This is a genomic window from Sphingomonas sp. PvP018 (genome assembly GCF_017876865.1).
GTDB lineage: Bacteria > Pseudomonadota > Alphaproteobacteria > Sphingomonadales > Sphingomonadaceae > Sphingomonas > Sphingomonas aerolata.
Map to the genome: position 1 here is coordinate 2,002,518 of NZ_JAGIOU010000001.1, position 20,133 is coordinate 2,022,650.

Sequence of the window (20,133 nt, forward strand, 5' to 3'; positions counted from 1 at the left end):
GCGTCCCATGCTACGGGGGCGGATGGCGCACGACCGTGCGAGGCGAGGACTGATCCGGTTCATGCTCTCCCTTTCGGCCCCTTGGCGAGGCCCCGTCTTTTGAAGTTAATAGTAGGAGTAGTCGACTATACGCGTCCGTCAACCGCGGTTGGTGACCGATGGCCGTGTCAGGGTCGCTTGAACGTCCACCGTCCCGCCGGGCTTGCCGGATCGAATGCCGCAAGGGTCGGCGTGCTCGCACCGATCGCGACCAGCGCGAGATCCCGCCCGTCCCCGGGCACGACCTTCGGTTTGATCCGGTAACTGCCGTCGGTGAGCTGATCGATCTGCCATAGGGGCTCGGCGCCTGCGGTGGCGGCGGTGATCGTCTCGACCTCCCCGTTCGGGGTGGCGGCAAGCATGCGCGACGTGCCTGCGATCGCGATCCGGTAATAGGGGGCGCCGAAATAGCCCCCCGCCGCGGGCACCGGCGTGATCGTCCACAACTGATGCGGGCGCACCAGATAGTCCGCCAGATCCACCCGGACCCGCCCGCGTGGCCAGTCGGCAGAATCCTGTGCCAGCGTCTGGTCGGGGATCGGCCCGACCGGATCGGTCGCGGCGGCCATGAAACTGCGGCGGACGTCGAAGGGAATGCGGACGATATCGGTCGCCAGACTCAAGGCATAGCCGCTGCGCTCGGAGGCGATCTCATAGGTGCCCGGCGCCACCGTCTCGCCCACGACCGGCCAGCCGTCGGTCCACCGCAGGGGTTCGATCGCAAGGACACTCCGACCGCTGCGATCCATGTCGGCCTCATAATGGAGCGACAGCTTCTCGACCCCGCCGGCGAGCGCGATCCGTCCGAAATGCCCCGGTCCGATGCGGCGGCCGCGCGCGCTGACGACCATCTTGCCGCCGCCCCGCAGCAGCGGGATCCCCATATGGTCGAGATAGGGGCCAAGCGGGCTGCGCGCCCGGCCGGCACGAATGTGATAGGTCGAATTGGGCCCGTCGCAGCACGTGCCGTGCGTCCCCAGCAGATAATAATAGCCGTCGCGATACATCATCGCGGTGGCCTCCATGTCGATCGCCACGTCGACGGGCACGTTGCCCGCCATGCGCAGTCCCGTCTTCGGGTCGAGTTCAATCATCCGGATCGGGCCGAAATAGGTGCCGTAGGTCAGCCACAACCGCCCCTCGGCGTAGAGAAACGCGGGATCGATCGCATCCGCGGTCTCGACACCGTCGCTCGACACGACGACGCCGATGTCGTGGAACTTGAAGCGCGGCGATGCCGGATCGAGCGACAGCGTCCACATCATCTTGACCTGGCTGGCATGGCCGCCCCCCATGCCCCCGCCGCCGACCGCATAGGCAACGTAATAGCGGTCGCCGATCTGGATGACGTCGGGCGCCACCCCGCCGCCCGGCCGCTCGGGTCCGCCATGCCAGGTCCAGCCGTCGTCGGATACCAGCCCGCCGCCGCGGGTGCCGAACGTGTAATATTTCCCGTCCGACAGCGTGACGGTCGAGGGATCGTGGATGAAGGGTTCGCCCGCCAATTGCCCGGCGGCGGGCGCTGCGCCCATGATTCCCAGGCACACCGCGATAAGTCCGCACCGCATCCGGGTACCTCGCTGTTGCCGATCCGCGGTAGCGCGACGGGGACTATCGAACATGGGTCGTCAGATCGGTGATCGGACGGCCGGCTTCGTCGACGAAGCGGACGCAGAAGCTGCTCAGCCCTGGGCCGTTGATCACCGCGCCGCGGATGACGTTGCTTCCCTTGCGCAGCGTCAGACGATCCGACAGCACATCGTCCATCACCATGCGACGGTCGTTGAACAGCCCGACCGCCTCGGTGCCGTTCAGCCACCAGATCGATGCCGCGTTCGAACCGACCGCCAGGCGGACGTTGCGCTGCTCGCGGGGGCTGTCGACGATCGTCACCGCCCAGAATATCACGCCATAGGTCGGCGCCCCCAGTGCCTTGGCGAAGTCGAACAGCTTGACGTCGAACCCTTTCGAATCAAGTGCATGCCAGCGCAGTGGCGCGGCGGCCTTTTCGACCTGCCCGTCCCTCGGGATTGCGGCCGGCGACCCTGGCAGGGATGCGGTCAAGGCCTGCCGGACATAGGTGGCGGTAAAGCCGGTGTTCGTGCGGTTGGGTTTGGCGATCGGTTCGAGCAATAGCCAGCGGCGCAGAAAGCCGTCGCGATCGGGCGTGGTCGCCGCGTCCGGCACCGCCGTGAAATAGGGCGCCAGCGCGGGTGGTATCGGTCTGGCCGCAGTCTGGGGATCCGCCACGGCGGCGATTGAGTCCGGACCTGGCGTCGCCAAGGGCTCCGCCGCCGTGCCGGGCGACAGGCCTGCCAGCAACGGCACGCATGCCCAGTGCACAAGCGATCCCCGCGGTGCGCGACTTCGATCGGTGATGAGCCCCGTCATCTCTCTCCCTCCGCCACGGCATCGGGTCGATCCACCGGCGCCTTCGCCCGATGCCTGCCCTGCTCGTAAGGCACGAACGTAAGTCGATACCGCTATCATGTCCAGCATCGTGTCGGCTGGCATTTGCAGTCCTGACGACATGGTAGCGTCAAGGAAAGTTAGCGCTATAGTCTGAGTAAGAATGACCGGTCAGAGACCGGCGGCATTGGGACGTGGGAGAGGGTATATGACGGGAACAGCTTGGTTTTGCCTGCTGGGGACACTGGTTTCGACCGCGACGCCCGGCGTGGCGCGTGCACTGCCGCGGGACGCCGCAGCCCCACAGGATGCCACCGCACGACCACGTATCGCCCCTGCCCGCACAGGTCGGGCCGCGCGCCCGGACGCGGTTGCACCGACGCTTGGCGAGGCGGGCTATTACGAGGCACCGGCCGTCAACGTGCTGGTCTTCTCGAACTGGTATGACGGGCTGTTCGCCGATTCGAAGATCAGCGGCGTCGAGATCATCCAGCAGGGCGAACGGATCGCGACCAATGGCGACGTGCGCCTGTCCGCCACGCCGGGGCAATGGGATGCGACCGCGCGATTCGTCGACCGGCAGGTCGATCGCGCGGCCGGCACCGTCACCGTCACGCTCGAATATCCCGACTATAACTGGCGATACCGGATCCGCTCCTCGACCAAGGGCGCGGCCGTCGCGCTGGCGGTGATCCTCGACGCGCCCGTTCCCGCGGCGCTTGCGGGCAAGGCGGGATTCAACCTCGAATTCCTCCCCGCCGCCTATTTCCACCACGGCTATATCGCCGACGATCGCAGCGGCGTCTTCCCGCTTCACCCCGCCGACACGATGACCGCGACGCCACAGCGCAACGCGGCGAGCGGTCGCGCCGAGGGGCCGGGCGCAGAGCCGAACGCCATCGCGCAGGGCACCCGCTTCGTCCTCGCGCCCGAGGATCCCGCCCGCCGCGTGACGATCCGGTCGAGCGCGCCGGTGCAGCTGTTCGACGGTCGTAACCAAGCGCAGAATGGCTGGTTCGTGCTCCGCTCGCTCCTCCCCGCCGGGCGGACCGGGACCGTGCTCGAATGGGAGGTTCAGCCGAACAGCGTCCCGGGCTGGCTGCGCGCCCCCGTGATCGCGCATTCGCAGCTGGGCTACGCCCCCGGTGCGCGCAAGGTCGCGACGATCGAGCTCGATCGCAACGATCGCACGACGGCACCGGCGCGGTTGCTCCGGGTCGGCACCGATGGCAGCACGACCGCGGTCAAGACCGCACCGGCGACCCGCTGGGGCGACTATCTGCGCTACAGCTACCGGCAGCTCGATTTCAGCGACGTCCGCCAGCCCGGGCTCTACATGCTCGAATATGGCGCGACGCGCACCGCGCCGTTCCGCATCGCCGACGACGTCTATGCAGGCGCATGGCATCCGACCCTCGACGTCTACTTCCCCGTCGCGATGGATCACATGTACGTGAACGAGGGCTATCGCGTGTGGCATGGCGACGCGCATCGTGACGATGCGCGCCAGGCGCCGCTGAACCACGAACATATCGACCTGTACGCGCAGGGGCCGACCACCGATACGAAGTACAAGCCGGGGGAGCACATCCCCGGTCTCGCGGTCGGCGGCTGGTTCGACGCGGGCGATTTCGACATCCGTACCCAGTCGCAATATCAGGTCGTCCGGTCGCTGGTCGACACCTGGGAACGGTGGCGCCCGACGCGCGACACGACCGCGGTCGACTGGACCCGCCGCCGGACCGAGATCCACGTCCCCGACGGCACGCCCGATCTGCTCCAGCAGATCCGCCATGGCACGCTCCAGCTGGTTGCCCAGTTCGATGCGGTCGGCCATGCGATCCACGGCATCGTCGAGCCCGACGTCGCGCAATATACGCATCTCGGCGACGCATCGACCAAGACCGACGGGCTGATCCATGATCCGGCGCTGAAGCTCGGCGAGGAACGCGGTGGCCGCAGCGGGACGCCCGACGATCGCTGGGCCTTCACGACCAAGGCGTCGGCGCTCAACTATGGCTCGATCGCCGCGCTTGCCGCCGCATCGCGCTCTCTTGGCGAAGCCGATCCGACGCTGGCCAAGACGGCGCTGGGAATCGCGACGCGCATCTGGGCGGAGGAGCAGACGCATGCCCCCGACCTGTACCAGCATGGCAACACCACCGGTGGCCCGCTCGACTCGGAACGGTTCGCCGCCGCCGTCGAATTGCTGCGCACGACCCGCGACCCGCGCTATGCCACCGCGGTCCAGACGCTATGGCCGGCGATGGAGCGGCGCTTCGCGTTCAACCTGCGCGACGCCGTCGCCGCGATCCCGCTCATGCCGCAAAGCTATCGCGAGGGCATGATCCCCGCGGTCCGCGCCTATGCGGCGGCGACGGTCAAGGCGGCCGCGGCAAACCCGTTCGGCGTGCCGATCACGACGGGCGGTTGGGCCGGAAGCGGCACGGTGATCGCGGGTGCGCTAAACGCCTATGCGCTGCACAAGGCGTTTCCCGAGATCATGCCCGCCGATCCGGTGTTCCGCGGTGCGGAGTTCCTGCTGGGGCATCATCCCGGTTCGGACATCTCGTTCGTGTCGGGTGTCGGGACACGATCCAAGGAGGTCGCATACGGCAACAACCGCGCCGACTTCTCGTTCATCGCCGGCGGCGTGGTGCCGGGCGTCCTGATCGTGAAACCCGATTTCCCCGAAAATCACGAGGACTGGCCGTTCTTCTGGGGCGAGAATGAATATGTCATCCCCGAGGGGGCGATGTGGATCGAACTCGCGCACGCGGTTCAGGATCTCGCGGGCAAGCCCCCGGCGAAGTGACGCGCAGCGGGTGCCGCGCCTAGCGCCGCACCCGCGTGACGTGACCCATCTTGCGGCCGGGCCGCGCCGTCCCCTTGCCGTACAAATGGAGATGCGCGCCCGGTTCGGCGAGCAGATCCTGCCAGCGATCCACGTCGCTGCCGATCAGGTTCTCCATCGTCGCCTCGCGCCCGGTCAGCGTCGGCGCGCCGAGCGGCAGGCCGCAGATCGCGCGGATATGGTTCTCGAACTGCGAGCATTCGGCACCCTCGATCGTCCAATGCCCCGAATTGTGTACGCGCGGCGCCATCTCGTTGAACACCGGCCCGTCCGCGCCGACGAAGAACTCGCAGGCCAGCACGCCGACATAGTCGAGCTCGGTCGCGATCCGCTCGGCGAGCGCCGCCGCCTCGTCCGCCTGCGCCAGCACGGCGGCGGGCGCGGGCACGGTAGAGTACCGCAGGATCGCATCGCGGTGGAGGTTGAGCGGCGGCGCGTAGCGGACGATGCTGCCATCCAGCCCGCGCGCGATCAGGATCGAGAATTCATGCTCGAACGGCACGAACGCCTCGAGCACCGCGGGTCCGCCGATCGCATCCCAGGCGTCCTGTGCACCCTCGGGCGCGTCGATCTTCACCTGCCCCTTGCCGTCATAGCCGAACCGCGCGGTCTTGAGCACGGCGGGCGTCCCGACCCGCGCCAGCCCCTCGCGCAGGCTCGCGAGGCTGTCGACCGCCGCCCATTTCGCGGGCCGGCCACCGACGCTCTCGACGAAGCGCTTCTCGCCGATCCGCTCCTGTGCGACCCGCAAGGCGCGCGGGCTCGGATGCACGGGGACGCGATCGGCGAGCCATTCGACCGGCTCGACCGCGATATTCTCGAATTCGTAGGTGACCACGTCGCAGGCGTCGGCGAAATCGGCGAGCACGATCCGGTTGTGATAATCGGCGCGCGTCATCGTCGAGGCGGACTGCGCGGCGACGCTTTCCTGGTCGGGGGCGAGCACATGCGTGTGATAGCCGAGCTGCGCCGCGGCGGTGGCAAGCATCCGGCCGAGCTGTCCGCCACCGAGAATGCCGATGGTCGATCCGGGGGGAAGCGGCGTCATGTCGGCGTCTTTCAGGCTGGGTCGGTGGCGACGGAATCGGTCTGCGCGGCGCGCCAGGCTTTCAGCCGCTCGGCCAGTGCGTCGTCGGCGGTCGCGAGGATCGCCGCGGCGAGCAGCCCCGCGTTGATCGCGCCCGGCTTGCCGATCGCCAGCGTACCGACGGGGATGCCGCCGGGCATCTGGACGATCGAGAGCAGGCTATCCATGCCCTTCAGGGCCTTGGATTCGACCGGCACGCCGAGCACCGGCAGGTGCGTCATCGCGGCCGCCATGCCGGGCAGATGCGCTGCGCCGCCCGCGCCGGCGATCACGACCTTCAGGCCCCGATCGGCGGCGGTAGTCGCATAGTCGTAGAGCCGCTGCGGGGTCCGATGCGCGGACACGACCCTGGTCTCGTACGCGACACCGAGCGCATCGAGCGTCTCGGCGGTGTGGCGCATCGTCTCCCAGTCGGAGGTGCTGCCCATGATGATGCCGATTAGAGCCAATTTCGCCCCCCGCTTCAGGAAGCGCCGTGCCTAGCGACGCGGGGGGACGAGGGCAACGCTGTTGGTGGCATCGTACGGATCGACCGGCAAACGCGATTGCCACCATTTCCGACCCCACCTCCCCGGCGGAGGCCGGGGTCCAGTTGGAGGATGCCGTTAACGAAGCACGGCGCCCCGTTACTGCTACCTTTCCAACTGGGCCCCGGCCTTCGCCGGGGTGGCGTATCTCGCCGGCGTGGGTCATTCGAGAAGAAAGGCTTACCGCTCGCTCAGATAATAACGATCGGTCGCGTTCAGATTAGCGTCCAGCTCGTACACGATCGGCTGACCCGTCGGGATCTCGAGGCTCGTGATCTCGTCGTCCGGGATATTCGACAGGTGCTTGACCAGCGCGCGCAGCGAATTGCCGTGCGCCGAGATCAGCACGCGCTGCCCGTCCTTGAGCGCCGGCGCGATGCGGGCGTCCCAATAGGGCAGCACGCGATCGATCGTGTCCTTCAGGCTTTCGGCCTTCGGAATCGCGATGCCGTCATACCGCCGGTCCTTCGACAGGTCGAACTCGCTGCCATCCTCGAGCGGGGGCGGCGGCACGTCGAAGCTGCGGCGCCAGATATGCACCTGCGCATCGCCGTGCTTGGCCGCGGTCTCGGCCTTGTCGAGCCCGGTGAGCCCGCCATAATGCCGCTCGTTCAGCCGCCAGTCCTTCTCGACCGGCAGCCACAGCCGCCCCATCGCCTCGAGCGCGATGTTCAGCGTCTTGATCGCGCGCGTCTGCAGGCTGACAAAGGTCTGGTCGAAATCGAGACCCTTGGCGGCCATCAGCTCGCCCGCCGCCTTGGCCTCGGCCTCGCCCTTGGCGGTCATGTCGACGTCCCACCAGCCGGTGAAACGGTTTTCGAGGTTCCAGCTGGACTGGCCGTGGCGGATCAGGACGAGTTTGGGCATGCGGGCTCCTGCAATGGCGTGACTGGTGGTGAATGTCTGGATCAAATTTAACCGTCATCCTGACGAAAGTCAGGACCCAGGGTAACCAGCCTCAGTCCTGCTTGGCTCTTGGGTCCTGACTTTCGTCAGGATGACGGGGGTTGGTAAGGACGACGGAAGTCAGATCGCGTCGATTACATCCGCGAGCGTCTCGAGCATGGCATGCGCAAGCTGCTTCGACCGTTCCGGCGACCAGCCATATTCGGCATCGGGATTCGCGTCATGATCCTTGAACGGCATCTCGAGCGTCATCGACACCGCGCCGAAGCGCTCGGCAAGCTGGTTCGTCGACATCGACAGGTTGGCGGTGCCGGGCGCGGATTTGGGATAGCCCTTCTCGGTCTGGAAATCGGGCGTGTGCGCCGCGAGACGGCGGCCATAATCGTAGAATTTCTCGCCATGCGCATCCGTCCAGGACGGGATGCCCTCATAGCCCGCGATGAAGTTCGCCGGGATCGCCTCGTCGCCGTGGATGTCCATCGCGACGTCGACGCCGGTCGCGTCCATCGCGTTGCGGACGCACAGCACCTCGGGGCTCTTTTCCGCGCTCGGCGTCGCCCATTCGCGGTTGAGGTTCACCCCGACCGCATTGATGCGCAGATGCCCGCGGTACGTGCCGTCGGGGTTCATGTTTGGCACGACGTGGAACGTCGCCTTTTCCAGCAGCGTCGCGGTCACCGGGTCGGCCGAATCGGTCAGCCGCTCCAGCGCGCCTTCCATCCACCATTCGGTCATCGATTCGCCGGGATGCTGGCGGCCATAGATCCAGACCTGCTTGGGCCCGGTGCCGATCGTGAAGGCATCGATCGCTTGGCCGTCGAGCGACTGACCGAGCTCGCGGTGCGTGACGCCCGGCAGCAGGGCGGTCCGCGCGACCAGTGCCGCATGCATCTCCATGGTGTACGGCGCGAAATAGGCGAACCAGGCGAGGTCGGTCCCGGCGGTGAAGTCGAATTCGAGCACGCCATCGGCGTAGCGCGTCTCGATCATCCGCCACGCCTGCCGATCGGTGCTCGCCCGCGCCTTGTAGCCGGGCCAGCCGAACGGATAGGCCGAACTACCGGCATTGAGGATCCGGTAGGTCAGCGTCCGGCCCGCCGCCCCCGCCACGCGGAAGTAGAACCACTGGAAATAGTCGGAGTCGCGGTCCTTGACGATTTCCAGGTCGATCCGGTCGCCATCGACCCGCACGAGACGGATATTACCGCCATCGAAGGCGGCGTTGATGGCGAGAGGGGTGGTGGCGGCGGTGGCGGTCATCGGGCGATCGTTCATTTCACCTGGATAGTGCGACCGGACTCGCCGGGGAACCCCGCGAACAGCGCGCTGGCGAGCTTTTCGGCCTGGATCTGGCTCGTCGCATCGGGCTTTCTCGCGTCGGCGAAGGTCTGCGCACGCCCCTCCCAGACCGGCGACTGGTCGAGCGACCGCTTGATCGTCACCGCCATCTCGGTGACCAGGATCGCATCGCGGCCGCCCCCGCCAATCGGGAAGCCGACGCCGCCGCCAAGCCCCACACCGCCGCCGCCCCGGCCACCGCTGAAGCCACCGCCGCCGATCCCGACGCTGAACGGCGACCGCTTGGGCGGCCCCGCCTGCGTGGTACGCGTAAAGGCGACGGTCGCGATCAGCATCGGCTTGGCACCCGGCGCGGGCGGGTTGTACCCGACCTTGATCAGCTGCCCCTGCACGGCGGCGGCATAGCTCTTGAACTCGAGGCTCGCCGGCGCGCCCGCAGTCAGCGGCTGGACCGCGATCGTGCCGCGGTCGAGCGGCTCGCCGAGGTGATAGCGCAAGACCTCGGTCGGCGGCAGCGACGGACCGGTCGCGCAGGCCGTGAGGGATGCGCCCGCCAGCGCGAGAACCATGATCGAACGAACCGCCATCGGGACTTCCTTAGAATGTTGCGCTACAGTAACGCTTGGACCAGCCGGGAGGGTTCCCGGCCGGAACGAGTGCGTCTGTTGCTTGACTTGGACACACCCCGCCATTAGGCGATCCCGTCTTTCCGCACACCTAGATTTGAAAAGAAGCGAATCGATCATGAAGATCCGCAATTCCCTGAAGTCGCTCAAGGATCGTCACCGCGATAACCGCGTGATCCGTCGTCGTGGCCGTACCTACGTCATCAACAAGACCAACCGTCGCTTCAAGGCACGCCAGGGCTAAACCCCTGAAGACCAGCGTCATTTTTGACGTCGGTCGTGTCCTGTACGATTGGGATCCCCGGATCCTGTACGAGCGCCTGATCGATGACGATCGGGCGCTCGACGCGTTCCTGCGCGATGTTGTCACGATCGATTGGCATTTCCAGCATGATGCTGGCCGCGACTTCGCCGACACCTCGGCGGAGCTCGCCGCGTTGCATCCGCAGCATGCCGACCTGATCGCCGCCTGGGGCCCGCGCTTCAGCGAGAGTATCGGCCCGGCGATTGCAGGAATGCACGAGCTCGTCCGCGATCTCGACGCAGCCGACGTACCGCTGTTCGCGATCACGAATTTCAGCCACGAATTCTGGCCGCCGTTTCGCGCCCGCGAATCAGCGATGTTCGATCGCTTCCGCGACATCGTCGTGTCGGGCGACGAGAAGATCGTGAAGCCCGACCCCGCCATCTATCGGCTCGCGCTCGATCGATTCGGCGTGCGGGCGGACGAGACGGTGTTCGTCGACGACAATCCGGCTAATATCGCCGCCGCACGCGCGCTAGAGATCGAATCGGTGCTCTTCACCGATGCCGCCAGCTTCCGCTCGCGACTCGTCGAGCTTGGCCTGCCGATTGCCGCTACGGGCGAAACGCCCCCGCGCTGAACCGTGCGCGCACGACGATGCGCGCCCGTATTTCCCATAGAAACGCCCGAAGACCGCGCATCGGATGTGCCGCGTCAGGACCGATCGTGTCGCCTGATATGGCAACCCACTCCGACGCCGCTGGCCAGCCGGAGAGTCACCTCGCCGCGCACGCGCCTACGACGAACCGCCTCCTTCCCGGGGCGGACAGAAGGAACATCACGACAACTGGTGGAAATGGTTGAGGAATGTTCATCATTTCTACGCTATAGAGAGGGTCACGGGATTGGGGTTTTTCGGGAATTTCGATGTACGATGAACAGGGCGCACGGCGAGATCGTCGTGCCATTCTAAAGAACGGTCTTGTATTGGCCGGTGCACTTGCAGTTCCGAGTGCGGTATCTGCAACGCAACGTCTTACGGCACGCGATTTGAAGCCGATGACTCAGCCACCATTGCCGCGTTCGCCGGCGATGCCGATTTCGTCGTCGCGCGTCGTGCGCCCTGAATTGCTGCGCCAGGCGATGGCCGCGCTGGGTCGCAACGGCAGCCGGATCCCGCATCATGACCGGATCGCGATCGCCGACTTCACCGCGTCGTCGTCGCAGCCGCGGTTCCACTTCGTCGACCTCGCCAGCGGCCGCAGCACGTCGCTGCTCGTGTCGCACGGGAGCGGTTCGGACCCGGCGCATACCGGCTATCTCGAGCGTTTCTCGAACGCGTTCGGCTCGAATGCGTCGTCGGAAGGCGCCTTCGTGACCGACGATTATTATGTCGGCAAACATGGTCGGTCGCAGCGGCTGATCGGGCTGGATCGCACCAACAACAACGCACTCGGTCGGGCGATCGTCGTCCATTCGGCCTGGTATGCGAACAAGGACATGATCGCGTCGCACGGCATGCTCGGCCGCAGCCAGGGCTGCTTCGCGGTCGGCGAAAAGGATCTCGACCAGGTGTTTGCACGCCTGGGTCAGGGTCGGATGATCTTCGCCGCGAAGGTCTAAGAGGCGCGTGCCGGTTGGTGAATCGCGCGGCGTACGCCGCCGATCGCCCCGGACCATAACAGCGCGGGCAGCCCGGCATAGCCAAGCCCGAGATGCGCCGGCCGTGCGGCAAGCAGGTCGGCGACCCCGAGCGTCCCCGCACGCAGGCCGGCCCGCCCGACACCGCGCCAGCGCCGCGCGGTTTCCCACCGGATCAGCCGGCGATCCTCCCCCGAACAGCGATGCCGTGCGAGAAACTCGGTCTGGATCGCCCCCAGTGCGCTGCCCAGCGCCATCAACGCAGCATGATCGCGCACCGGACGCCGTGCCAGGATGTGCGCCACGATCAGCGCCGCGATCGGGTGCGCCTGTTCGCCGAACAGATCGGCATGCCGCTCGGCCAGGATCGCCGTCGCCACAGTCTCCATCCGCTCGGTGAACCGTTTCGAGACCCCGCCCGCGTGCACGCGGTACACCATCAGCGGCTCGTCGAGGCGTGCGATCGCGCCAAACCGGCGGATCCGTTGATACAGGTCGAAATCCTCCGCATAGACCCGCTCGGGCCGCATGAACGGATCGAGCCGCCGCGCCGCGTCGCCCCGGATCATGACGGATGACCAGATCAGCGGGTTCTCGATTCCTGTCAGCCAGTCGATGAGCATCGGCGTGGTAATCGCGGCATGGTCGGACGGCCTGATCAGCCCGTCGACGAGTAGGTCCGCCGCCGTGCCGAGCAGCACGGTCGCCGGGTTCGCCTCCAGATACGCGACCTGGCGGGCAAAGCGGTCGGGGCGGCACAGATCATCGGCATCAAGCGCGGCGATATAGCGGCCTCGCGCTGCAGCGACCCCGGCGTTGCGCGCCAGCACCGGGCCACCATTGACCGGCATCGCCACCAGCTTGACGCGCGGATCGGACCAGCCCGCAACGCAGGCGCGGGTCGCGTCGGTCGAGCAGTCGTCGACGACGATCACCTCGAAATCGATGAAAGACTGCGCGGCGAGGCTGTCGAGCGTGGCGGGCAACAAGGCTGCGCCATTATACACCGGCATGACGACGCTGATGACCGGATCGGGCCTTGGGCGGACGGCACGCGTCATCGAGGGGGAGCACTCGGCATCCCCCTCCCCTTGCACGGTCAGGCTTTAACGGGCGATTACGTAGAGTTACGCGGCCCGCCGCTCAGCGCGCCCTTCGCTCAGCCCTTCGCGATCCAGGCATCGCCGATCTCGCGCAGCATATCGAGCGGTACGCGACCATAAGCGAGCACCGCCGCATGATAGGCCTTGAGGTCGAACGCATTGCCCATCTTCGCCTTGGCGCGCTCGCGGATATCGACGAACACCGAATGGCCAAGCTTGTAGCTCGCCGCCTGCCCGGGATTGACGCAATAGCGCTCGACCTCGCGCGTCGCGAAGCCCTCCGCCTCGCCTTCCGCGTCGATGAAATGGCGGATCGCCTGTTCGCGGGTCCAGCGCAGGTGATGGATGCCCGTATCGACGACACAGCGGTTCGCGCGGAACAGCTGGAACTTCAGATAGCCGAGCCGCCCGAGCGGATCGTCGTCATACATACCGATCTCGTCCGCGAGCTGTTCCGCATAGAGCGCCCAGCCCTCGCCATAGCCCGAAAAGCTCGTCATCTTGCGGATCAGCGGCAGCCGCGTGTTCGAAAGCGCAAGCCCGCTCTCCATCTGATGCCCCGGCAGCCCCTCGTGATAGACCGTCGTCGCGAGGCAGAATTTGGGCCAGTCGGCGCTGTCCTTCAGGTTGAAATAGACCAGACCCGGCCGCGAGCCGTCGATCGCCGGCGGCTGCGCGAACGCAGCGGCCGCACCGGCCTCGGTCTGCGCGGGCACGCGGCGCACCTCGAACCCGTAAGGCGGCATCCGCTCGAACACGCCCGGCAGCTTCGCGCGGATTGCCGCCAGCCGCTCGTTGCAATAGGCGATCGCCTCGCGCTTGCCCGCATCGGTGTTGGGATAGAGCTGGTCGGGATTCTTGTAGAGCGCGGCCATCCGTGCGCCGATGCTCCCCTTGCTGTACCCCTGTTTGCGCAACAGCGTGTCGAGCTGCGCCGACAGCATCTTCGCCTGGTCGAGCCCAAACCTGTGCACCTCGTCGGGTGACAAATTGGTCGTCGTCGTTCCGTGCAACGCGGCGGGATAGAAGGCGGCGCCCTCCTTCAGCTTCCACACGCCCGCATCATGCGTGGCCGTCCGGCGGAGGTCGCGGGTCGCCGCGATCTGCCGGTCGAGCGCGGGCAGCACCGCCGCGTCATAGATCCGCGCGGCATCGCGGCCATAGCTTTCGCCCAGCCCCTTGGCCGCCGCGCGCCGGATGAGACTCTGCACGACCAGCGCCTCGCTTGCGGGCTGGCGCGTCTTGGTCATCTGGTCGAGCGCGAGGTCGAGGATGAAGTCGGGGGCGACGACGCCGACGCCCGCGTCATGCCGCATGCGCGCGGTGTTCGCGTCGATCTGTCCGGCAAATGCCTGGAGCCGCTGCAGATAGGCGTCGGCGTCGCCCTTCGTCTCAATCCGGTGCTTGGTGTCGAGGAAATCGGGCACCGACTGATACGCACCCGACAGCTGCGACACGACATAGGGGCTGGGGCCATAGGACGTGCCGCCGAAATCGAACGCCTGCACCGCCGCCGCCGACCGCCGCGTATAGATCACGCAGTCGAGGTCGATCCGCTCCGCCGGCGACAGCCCGGCGCGGTCGATCGCTGCAAGTTGCGCCAGCTCGACCCTGGTCTGCACCTTCGCCGCGGCGATCCCCGCCGCCGACTGGTCCGACAGCTTCGCGCGCAGATCGGCATTGGCGCCGGTGTCGAGCCCGAGCGAGGTCGCACTCTCGGGACTGCGCCGCAACTGCGCCTGGACGAGCTGGTCGAACAGTCGCGACAGCGGCGTCGCGGGCGCCTCGGCCGCCTGCGCGAGCGCCGGTACCAGCGACGCCGCGCCGCCCAGCATCGTGCCGGCGAGCACCGCACGGCGATGGATCTTCAAACTCATCCCACTCTCCGAAATGCAAACGGCCCGCCTTCCACCGGGAAGACGGGCCGTTCTTCGTCACGTCATGATGCCAGAGGCGATCAAGCGGTGCGCGTTCCCGACAGCGGGAAGCTGCCGAAGGCGCCTGCACCGACGGTGCCGGTCATCGTGTCGCCATCGACGGTCGCCTTGCAGTCGAGCGTCATCGGCATCGGCACGGTCATCGCCTGCTTCCAGCTCAGCGTGTCGCCATCGACCTCGCCGGTCACATCCATGCCGCCCATCGCACCCGACACCGCGCCCGAAAAGCTGGTGTCCGCGCTGTTCACGGTCAGCGTCATCTTCTGATCGCCGAGCGGCGACTTCACGACGCAATCCCAGCTGCCATCGACATTTGCCATGCTATTCTCTCCTTCGATTACTTGGCCTTGGCCGCAAGCGGCGTCACCGGAACCACCGGCAGCCCCGCGACCGAAGCCGCGCTCACGACCTCGACCGGCAACCCCAGGCTGTCAAGCTGCGGCTTGACCGTCTTGGCATCGCCGACGACCACCCAGGTGAATTTCTTCACGTCGATCACCCCCGCGATCGCGGTGTTCAGCTGCGGCAAGGTCAGCGCGCCGTAGCGTCGCGTGATCGTCGCGTAATAATCGTCGGGGCGCTTCAACAAATCATTCTGCTGCATCGCGCCGAGCACCGCGCCCGACGTCTCGAAGCTGCCGGGCAACGCGCGAATCCCGCCGTCGATCGCCAGCCCGAATTCGGTCTGGGTCATCGGCTTGGTCGTCACGAACTGCGTCACGTCCTGCTGCAACGCGGTGATCGACGGGCCGGTCTTGTCCGCCTGCACCCCGGCCGAAATGCCATAGGGCGCATCGAACGCAGCCGTCTGGAACCGCCCGCCCGCGCCGTAGGACCAGTGCTTCTCCTCGCGCAGGTCCATATTGATCCGGCTGAGGAAGCTGCCGCCCAGCGCATCGTTCGCGGTGTTGAACACGAGCATGTCGTCGCTGCCCTTCAACCCGGTCCGCTGGCCCGCGAGGATCAGCGATTGCGGGCTGTTGGGCCGGTCGACCAGCACGATCTTCGGCGTCAGCGGCGTGCGCGCCGTCGGGAAGCTCTTGACCCCCGCCGGCCCCTGCGCCGTCCAGTCGCCGAACCCGCGGTCGAGCACCGCCCTGACCTCGGCGAGCGGGCGGTCGCTGACGACGAAGATCTTCGCCTTGTCGGGGCGCAGCCACGCCTGCTGGAACGCGACCAGGTCGGCGCGCGTCAGCGCGGCGACCGCCTTCGGATCACCGCCGCCCTGTGCCTTGCCGTAAGGGGTATCGCCGTTGATCAGCTTCCCGATGACGCGGTTGCCCAGGCCCTGCGGGCTGGTCAGTTCCTGCTGGATGCCGGCCAGCTGCTGGTTGCGGACCCGGCCGACCTCCTCGTCCGCGAAGGCCGGATTGCGCGCGATATCCGCGAACAGCGCGACCGCGGGCGTCAGATTTGCACTCGGCACGCTCATCGACAGCGTCGTCCGGTCGAGCGAGGTGCCCGTCCCGATCGACGCGCCCAGCCGCTCGCGCGCCTCGGCCAGCGCGATCCCGTCGAGCGTCCGCGTCCCCTCGTCCATCACGCTCAGCGTCAGCTGCTGCGTGCCGAGCTTGTCCGCGACATCGGCGGCATAGCCCGCGTCGAAGCTCAGTACCGCCTGCGTGATCGGCACCGCATCGCGCCGCGCATAGACAAGCTCGATCCCGTTCGACAGCCGCGCGCGCTCGACCGCAGGGAAGGCAAGCCCGGTCAGCGTGCCGACCGCGGGAATACCGCCGGCGCGCGTGCCCTTGACCGGCGTCTCGGCCGCAGGCTTCACCGCGACCGCAGGCGGTACGACCGCCTCCTCATATTTGTCGCGCTCGCCGTCGACCACGGTCAGCGTGTAGGCGGGGCGCGTCAGCCAGCGCGTCGCGGCGGCCTTGACGCTCGCCGGCGTCTGCGCCGCGATCGCCGCCAGCTCTTTCTTGTAGTGGCCCGGGTCGTTCGCATAAAGCGCGCCGCCCGCCAGCGCGACCGCCTTGCCGCCGAACCCGCCGACCGATTCATAGCCGCGGATTCGTCCAGCAACCGCCTGGGTCTGGACGCGCTGGATCTCGTCCGCGGTCGGTCCGGTCTTCAGGAAGTCGGCAAGGATCTCGTCTAGCCGCTTCGACACGACTGCGGGGTCGACGCCCGGCCGCACGATCGCGCGGATCGTGAACATGCCGATCTGCGCCATGTCGCTATAGCCGGCGGACACATTGACCGCGAGTTTCTCCTTGCGGACCAGCGCATTGTCGAGCCGCGACGAGGCGAGCCCGCCCAGCACCGTACCGCCGACGTCGAGCGCCGCGGCATCGGGATCGAGCATCCCCGGCACCGCCCAGTTCTTGGTGATCATCACCGCGGCGACACGGTCCTTCATCACCTCGTTCACCGGCGCGGCGAGCGTCGGCACGGTGACGGTCGGCAGGACCGACTTGGGGCCCGTCTTGATATCGCCGAAATATTTCTCGACCAGCGGCTTTGCGGTCGCCGCATCGACATCGCCCGCGAGCACCAGCACCGCATTGTTGGGGCCGTAATGCGAGCGGAACCAGTCCTTCACATCGGCAAGGCTGGCGCGGTCGAGATCCGCCATCGACCCGATCGGGGTGTGGCCATAGGGCGTGTCCGCGGGGAACAGCCCGCCGAACAGCTTGTACTGGACGAGGCCGTATGGCTGGTTGTCGCCCTGGCGCTTCTCGTTCTGGACGACGCCGCGCTGCTCGTCGAGCACGCCCTGCGTGATCGCGCCGGTCAGATGCCCCATGCGGTCGCTCTCGAGGAACAGCGCGCGCTCGAGCGCGGCGGCGGGAACGGTCTCGAAATAATTGGTCCGGTCGAACGAGGTCGTGCCGTTGAAGTCGGTCGCCCCGACCTCCTTCAGCGGCGCGAAGAAATCGCCCGGCGCATTCTCGCTGCCGTTGAACATCAGATGCTCGAAAAGATGCGCAAAGCCCGTGCGGCCCTGCGGCTCGTGCTTCGACCCGACATCATACCAGACCGACACCGCCACGACCGGCGCCTTGCGATCGGTGTGCACGATTACGCGCAACCCGTTCTTCAGCGTGAACTGCTGATAGGGAATATCGACCGAGGTGACGAGCGTGGCGACCGGCGCCGGCTTTGCGACCTGCGCGCCAACCGGCGCGACAAGCGCGGCGGTGGCGACGCCAGCTAGGGCCAAGAGCTTCAACGACATGGATTTTCCCCCGGAATACGACGACTGTTATACCAAGGTATAACAGTGGATCGCCGCCCCGCAAGCTGCCGCCTTCGCGGTTGGCGCGGATCTCGATCGATCCTTGGCGCCACGACCTGCGCCGCCCGCCCGTACCATTGCCGGATCCGCTCCCGTGGCTAGCGCAGCAGCCCCGCAGCGCGGAGCGCACCGTTGATCATGTCACCGACCTGCGATCGGCCCGGACTGTGGCTCCATGGGTGCGGACGCGATGATGCGGGCTTCGGCTTTGCGCGGGTCGCCGCCGCGCGCGCCGATGGGCGCTCGATCAGCCCAAAGAACGCGGCACTGTGCAACGTCGACGAGATCCCCGCCTCCAGCATGTGCGGACCCGGCTGGCCGAGGCCGTCGGCGCCCGTCGTGGCCAGCGGTGTGCCATGGCCCAGCCCGCGGATCCGATACTCCTCGACCGCGGCACGGCCCTGCGCGTCGCGCCAGAGGCGATGGGCATGGCCTTCGACCTGTTCGACCTCGTCGGGTGCGTAGGCGAGACCGTGCACGCCGCGCCACTGTGCGACGATCGCATCGGCATTGGCGGGCACCACGGTCGCATCGGCATCGCCGTGCCAGACCGAAACGCGCGGCACGCGCCCGCCGGCCGGCGCAGCGCCGTCGACCAGCGCGGCCAGCGCGGGATCGGCGGGCAGGCCGCGCCCGCGCATCCGGTCGAGCGCCTGCGACATCGAGGTCGCGGTGCCATAGGGAAGCCCCGCAATGATTGCCCCGGCAGCGAACAGCTCGGGATAGGTGGCGAGCATCACGCCAGCCATCGCGCCGCCGGCCGACAATCCCGTCACATAGATGCGATCGGGATCGATCGCGACGTCGCGGACCATCGTTGCGATCATCGACCGGATCGACTGCGCCTCACCGCCACCGCGGCGAATATCCTCGGCGTCGAACCAGTTGAAGCAGAGATTGCCGTTGTTCGCGCGCTGCTGCTCGGGATAGAGCACGGCGAACCCGTGCCGGTCGGCAAGATCGGACCAGCCCGCCCCCCGGTCATATCCCGTGGCGGTCTGCGTGCAGCCATGGAGAACGACGACCAGCGGCATCCGCCGTTCGGACGTCGCCTCGGGCACATAGGTCAACGCACGCAACGCGCCGGGATTCGCGCCGAACGATTCGAGCGGGCGCAGGCGTGAGCCCTCGCTCTCCGGCTGCTCGGTGAAGTGCGCCGCCGCGGCGCGTTGCGCCTGCGCCAGTTGCGCGAGTGTTTCCGAAAGCCTGGCCATCGATCGTCCCGTCATGCGCGCCCGACGCCTTGACGCCCGGCCCCGTGAATGGTGCAGTGCAGCATATCTTGTGCCGCCCCTGCCCGATCACAAGGGTAAATCGCTGCCGGAGCTCAGCCGTGAGCCCGCGCGAAGGCAGCGGCGTCGGCGACCTGTGCGTCGGTCGGGCGGACGCCGGTGTAGAGCACGAACTGCTCTAGCGCCTGAAGGATCGCGACCTCGGTGCCGGTGATGCAGCGTTTCCCCGCCGCTGCCGCGACGCGCAGGAACGGCGTCTCCGGAGGATATTGCACGACGTCGAACGCGATGGCGCTCGCCGCGATCATCGCCGGCGGAAAGGCGAGCGCGTCCGCATCGGCTCCCGTCATCCCCATCGGTGTGACGTTGATCAGCAGGTCCGCCTGCTCTTCGGTGTGAAGATCCGTGGCCCATGCAAAGCCATAGAGATCGGCGAGCGCACGCCCGGCGGGTTCGTTGCGCGCGACGATCACGCCGTTGCGAAACCCCGTGTCGCGCAATGCCGCGGCGACCGCCTTCGCCATCCCGCCCGACCCGCGCAGCACGAACCGCGTTGCCGGGTCGATATCCGCGATCAGCGCGGCGACCGCGGCATAATCCGTGTTGTGCCCGGTCAGCACGCCATCGTCGTTCACGATCGTGTTGACGCTGTCGATCGCCGCGGCCGAGGGCGCGAGTCCATCGAGCAGCGCGATCACCGCCTCCTTGAACGGCATCGAGATCGCGCAGCCGCGGATGTCCAGCGCCCGGATGCCGCGTACCGCGCCCTCCAGGTCGCGGGTCGAGAACGCCTTGTAGACATAGTCGAGCCCGGTCAGCGCATAGAGCCGATTATGGAACCGGGTCCCGAAATTGCCCGGTCGCGCGGACAAGGACATGCACAAGCGGGTATCGCGCCCGATCAGCGGACGAGCGGATTCCGGGGCTGAGGTCTGTTGGGTCATCGCCATAAAATAGGACGGCGATCCGTCGGGGTCGAGAT

Annotated in this window: 17 protein-coding genes; 4 read left to right on the plus strand and 13 right to left on the minus strand. The window is 67.3% G+C overall.

Annotated features, from left to right (window positions below):
- Window positions 1-167: 167 nt before the first annotated feature.
- Both J3A66_RS08720 and J3A66_RS08725 read right to left on the minus strand, forming a co-directional pair.
- On the minus strand, window positions 168-1,607 hold the full coding sequence (locus J3A66_RS08720; RefSeq protein ID WP_209568308.1) for a family 43 glycosylhydrolase: 1,440 nt from the start codon (window positions 1,605-1,607) through the stop codon (window positions 168-170).
- A 43-nt stretch (window positions 1,608-1,650) separates the two neighbouring features.
- Entirely contained in the window at window positions 1,651-2,430 is a 780-nt protein-coding gene (locus J3A66_RS08725; RefSeq protein ID WP_245336739.1) for an acetylxylan esterase, read from the minus strand.
- Window positions 2,431-2,656: 226 nt separating this feature from the next.
- Here J3A66_RS08725 and J3A66_RS08730 point away from each other — a divergent pair, with 226 nt between their 5' ends.
- Entirely contained in the window at window positions 2,657-5,263 is a 2,607-nt protein-coding gene (locus tag J3A66_RS08730; protein WP_209568310.1) for a glycoside hydrolase family 9 protein, read from the plus strand.
- A gap of 19 nt (window positions 5,264-5,282) precedes the next feature.
- Here J3A66_RS08730 and J3A66_RS08735 read toward each other — a convergent pair whose 3' ends face one another.
- From J3A66_RS08735 to J3A66_RS08755, 5 genes are all read right to left on the minus strand, one after another.
- The gene (locus J3A66_RS08735; protein ID WP_209568311.1) at window positions 5,283-6,350 is read right to left on the minus strand and encodes a 5-(carboxyamino)imidazole ribonucleotide synthase; all 1,068 of its coding nucleotides are present in this window, start codon (window positions 6,348-6,350) and stop codon (window positions 5,283-5,285) included.
- Window positions 6,351-6,361: 11 nt separating this feature from the next.
- Window positions 6,362-6,817 carry a 5-(carboxyamino)imidazole ribonucleotide mutase gene (gene purE / locus J3A66_RS08740; protein WP_031395074.1) on the minus strand — a complete coding sequence of 152 codons (456 nt, stop codon included), beginning with the start codon at window positions 6,815-6,817 and terminating at the stop codon, window positions 6,362-6,364.
- 279 nt (window positions 6,818-7,096) lie between these two features.
- Window positions 7,097-7,783, minus strand: a complete 687-nt coding sequence (gpmA, locus tag J3A66_RS08745; protein ID WP_209568313.1) for a 2,3-diphosphoglycerate-dependent phosphoglycerate mutase — start codon at window positions 7,781-7,783, stop codon at window positions 7,097-7,099.
- Between the two features lie 159 nt (window positions 7,784-7,942).
- Window positions 7,943-9,082: a M14-type cytosolic carboxypeptidase gene (locus tag J3A66_RS08750; protein ID WP_209568314.1), complete on the minus strand. Its 1,140-nt coding sequence runs from the start codon at window positions 9,080-9,082 to the stop codon at window positions 7,943-7,945.
- A gap of 11 nt (window positions 9,083-9,093) precedes the next feature.
- Window positions 9,094-9,708, minus strand: a complete 615-nt coding sequence (locus tag J3A66_RS08755; RefSeq protein WP_031395071.1) for a hypothetical protein — start codon at window positions 9,706-9,708, stop codon at window positions 9,094-9,096.
- Window positions 9,709-9,865: 157 nt separating this feature from the next.
- On the opposite strand from J3A66_RS08755, the gene ykgO reads away from it, so the two are divergent.
- From ykgO to J3A66_RS08770, 3 genes are all read left to right on the plus strand, one after another.
- A complete protein-coding gene (gene ykgO, locus J3A66_RS08760; protein ID WP_003046794.1) occupies window positions 9,866-9,991 on the plus strand; it encodes a type B 50S ribosomal protein L36 in 126 nt (41 codons plus the stop codon).
- Between the two features lie 4 nt (window positions 9,992-9,995).
- Window positions 9,996-10,631: an HAD family phosphatase gene (locus J3A66_RS08765; protein ID WP_209570454.1), complete on the plus strand. Its 636-nt coding sequence runs from the start codon at window positions 9,996-9,998 to the stop codon at window positions 10,629-10,631.
- A 287-nt stretch (window positions 10,632-10,918) separates the two neighbouring features.
- Window positions 10,919-11,614 carry a murein L,D-transpeptidase catalytic domain family protein gene (locus tag J3A66_RS08770; protein WP_031439528.1) on the plus strand — a complete coding sequence of 232 codons (696 nt, stop codon included), beginning with the start codon at window positions 10,919-10,921 and terminating at the stop codon, window positions 11,612-11,614.
- Here J3A66_RS08770 and J3A66_RS08775 read toward each other — a convergent pair.
- From J3A66_RS08775 to J3A66_RS08800, 6 genes are all read right to left on the minus strand, one after another.
- Window positions 11,611-12,693, minus strand: a complete 1,083-nt coding sequence (locus J3A66_RS08775; protein ID WP_209568316.1) for a glycosyltransferase family A protein — start codon at window positions 12,691-12,693, stop codon at window positions 11,611-11,613. The two genes, J3A66_RS08770 and J3A66_RS08775, sit on opposite strands and share 4 nt — an antisense overlap.
- 98 nt (window positions 12,694-12,791) lie before the next feature.
- Complete coding sequence (locus J3A66_RS08780; protein WP_209568318.1) at window positions 12,792-14,612, minus strand: DUF885 family protein; 1,821 nt, start codon at window positions 14,610-14,612, stop codon at window positions 12,792-12,794.
- A gap of 80 nt (window positions 14,613-14,692) precedes the next feature.
- Complete coding sequence (locus J3A66_RS08785) at window positions 14,693-14,992, minus strand: hypothetical protein (RefSeq protein WP_031439525.1); 300 nt, start codon at window positions 14,990-14,992, stop codon at window positions 14,693-14,695.
- A gap of 17 nt (window positions 14,993-15,009) precedes the next feature.
- A complete protein-coding gene (locus J3A66_RS08790) occupies window positions 15,010-17,859 on the minus strand; it encodes a pitrilysin family protein (protein ID WP_209568320.1) in 2,850 nt (949 codons plus the stop codon).
- A gap of 158 nt (window positions 17,860-18,017) precedes the next feature.
- On the minus strand, window positions 18,018-19,133 hold the full coding sequence (locus J3A66_RS08795) for a PHB depolymerase family esterase (protein WP_209568322.1): 1,116 nt from the start codon (window positions 19,131-19,133) through the stop codon (window positions 18,018-18,020).
- A 113-nt stretch (window positions 19,134-19,246) separates the two neighbouring features.
- Entirely contained in the window at window positions 19,247-20,095 is an 849-nt protein-coding gene (locus J3A66_RS08800) for a shikimate 5-dehydrogenase (RefSeq protein WP_209568324.1), read from the minus strand.
- Window positions 20,096-20,133: the final 38 nt, after the last annotated feature.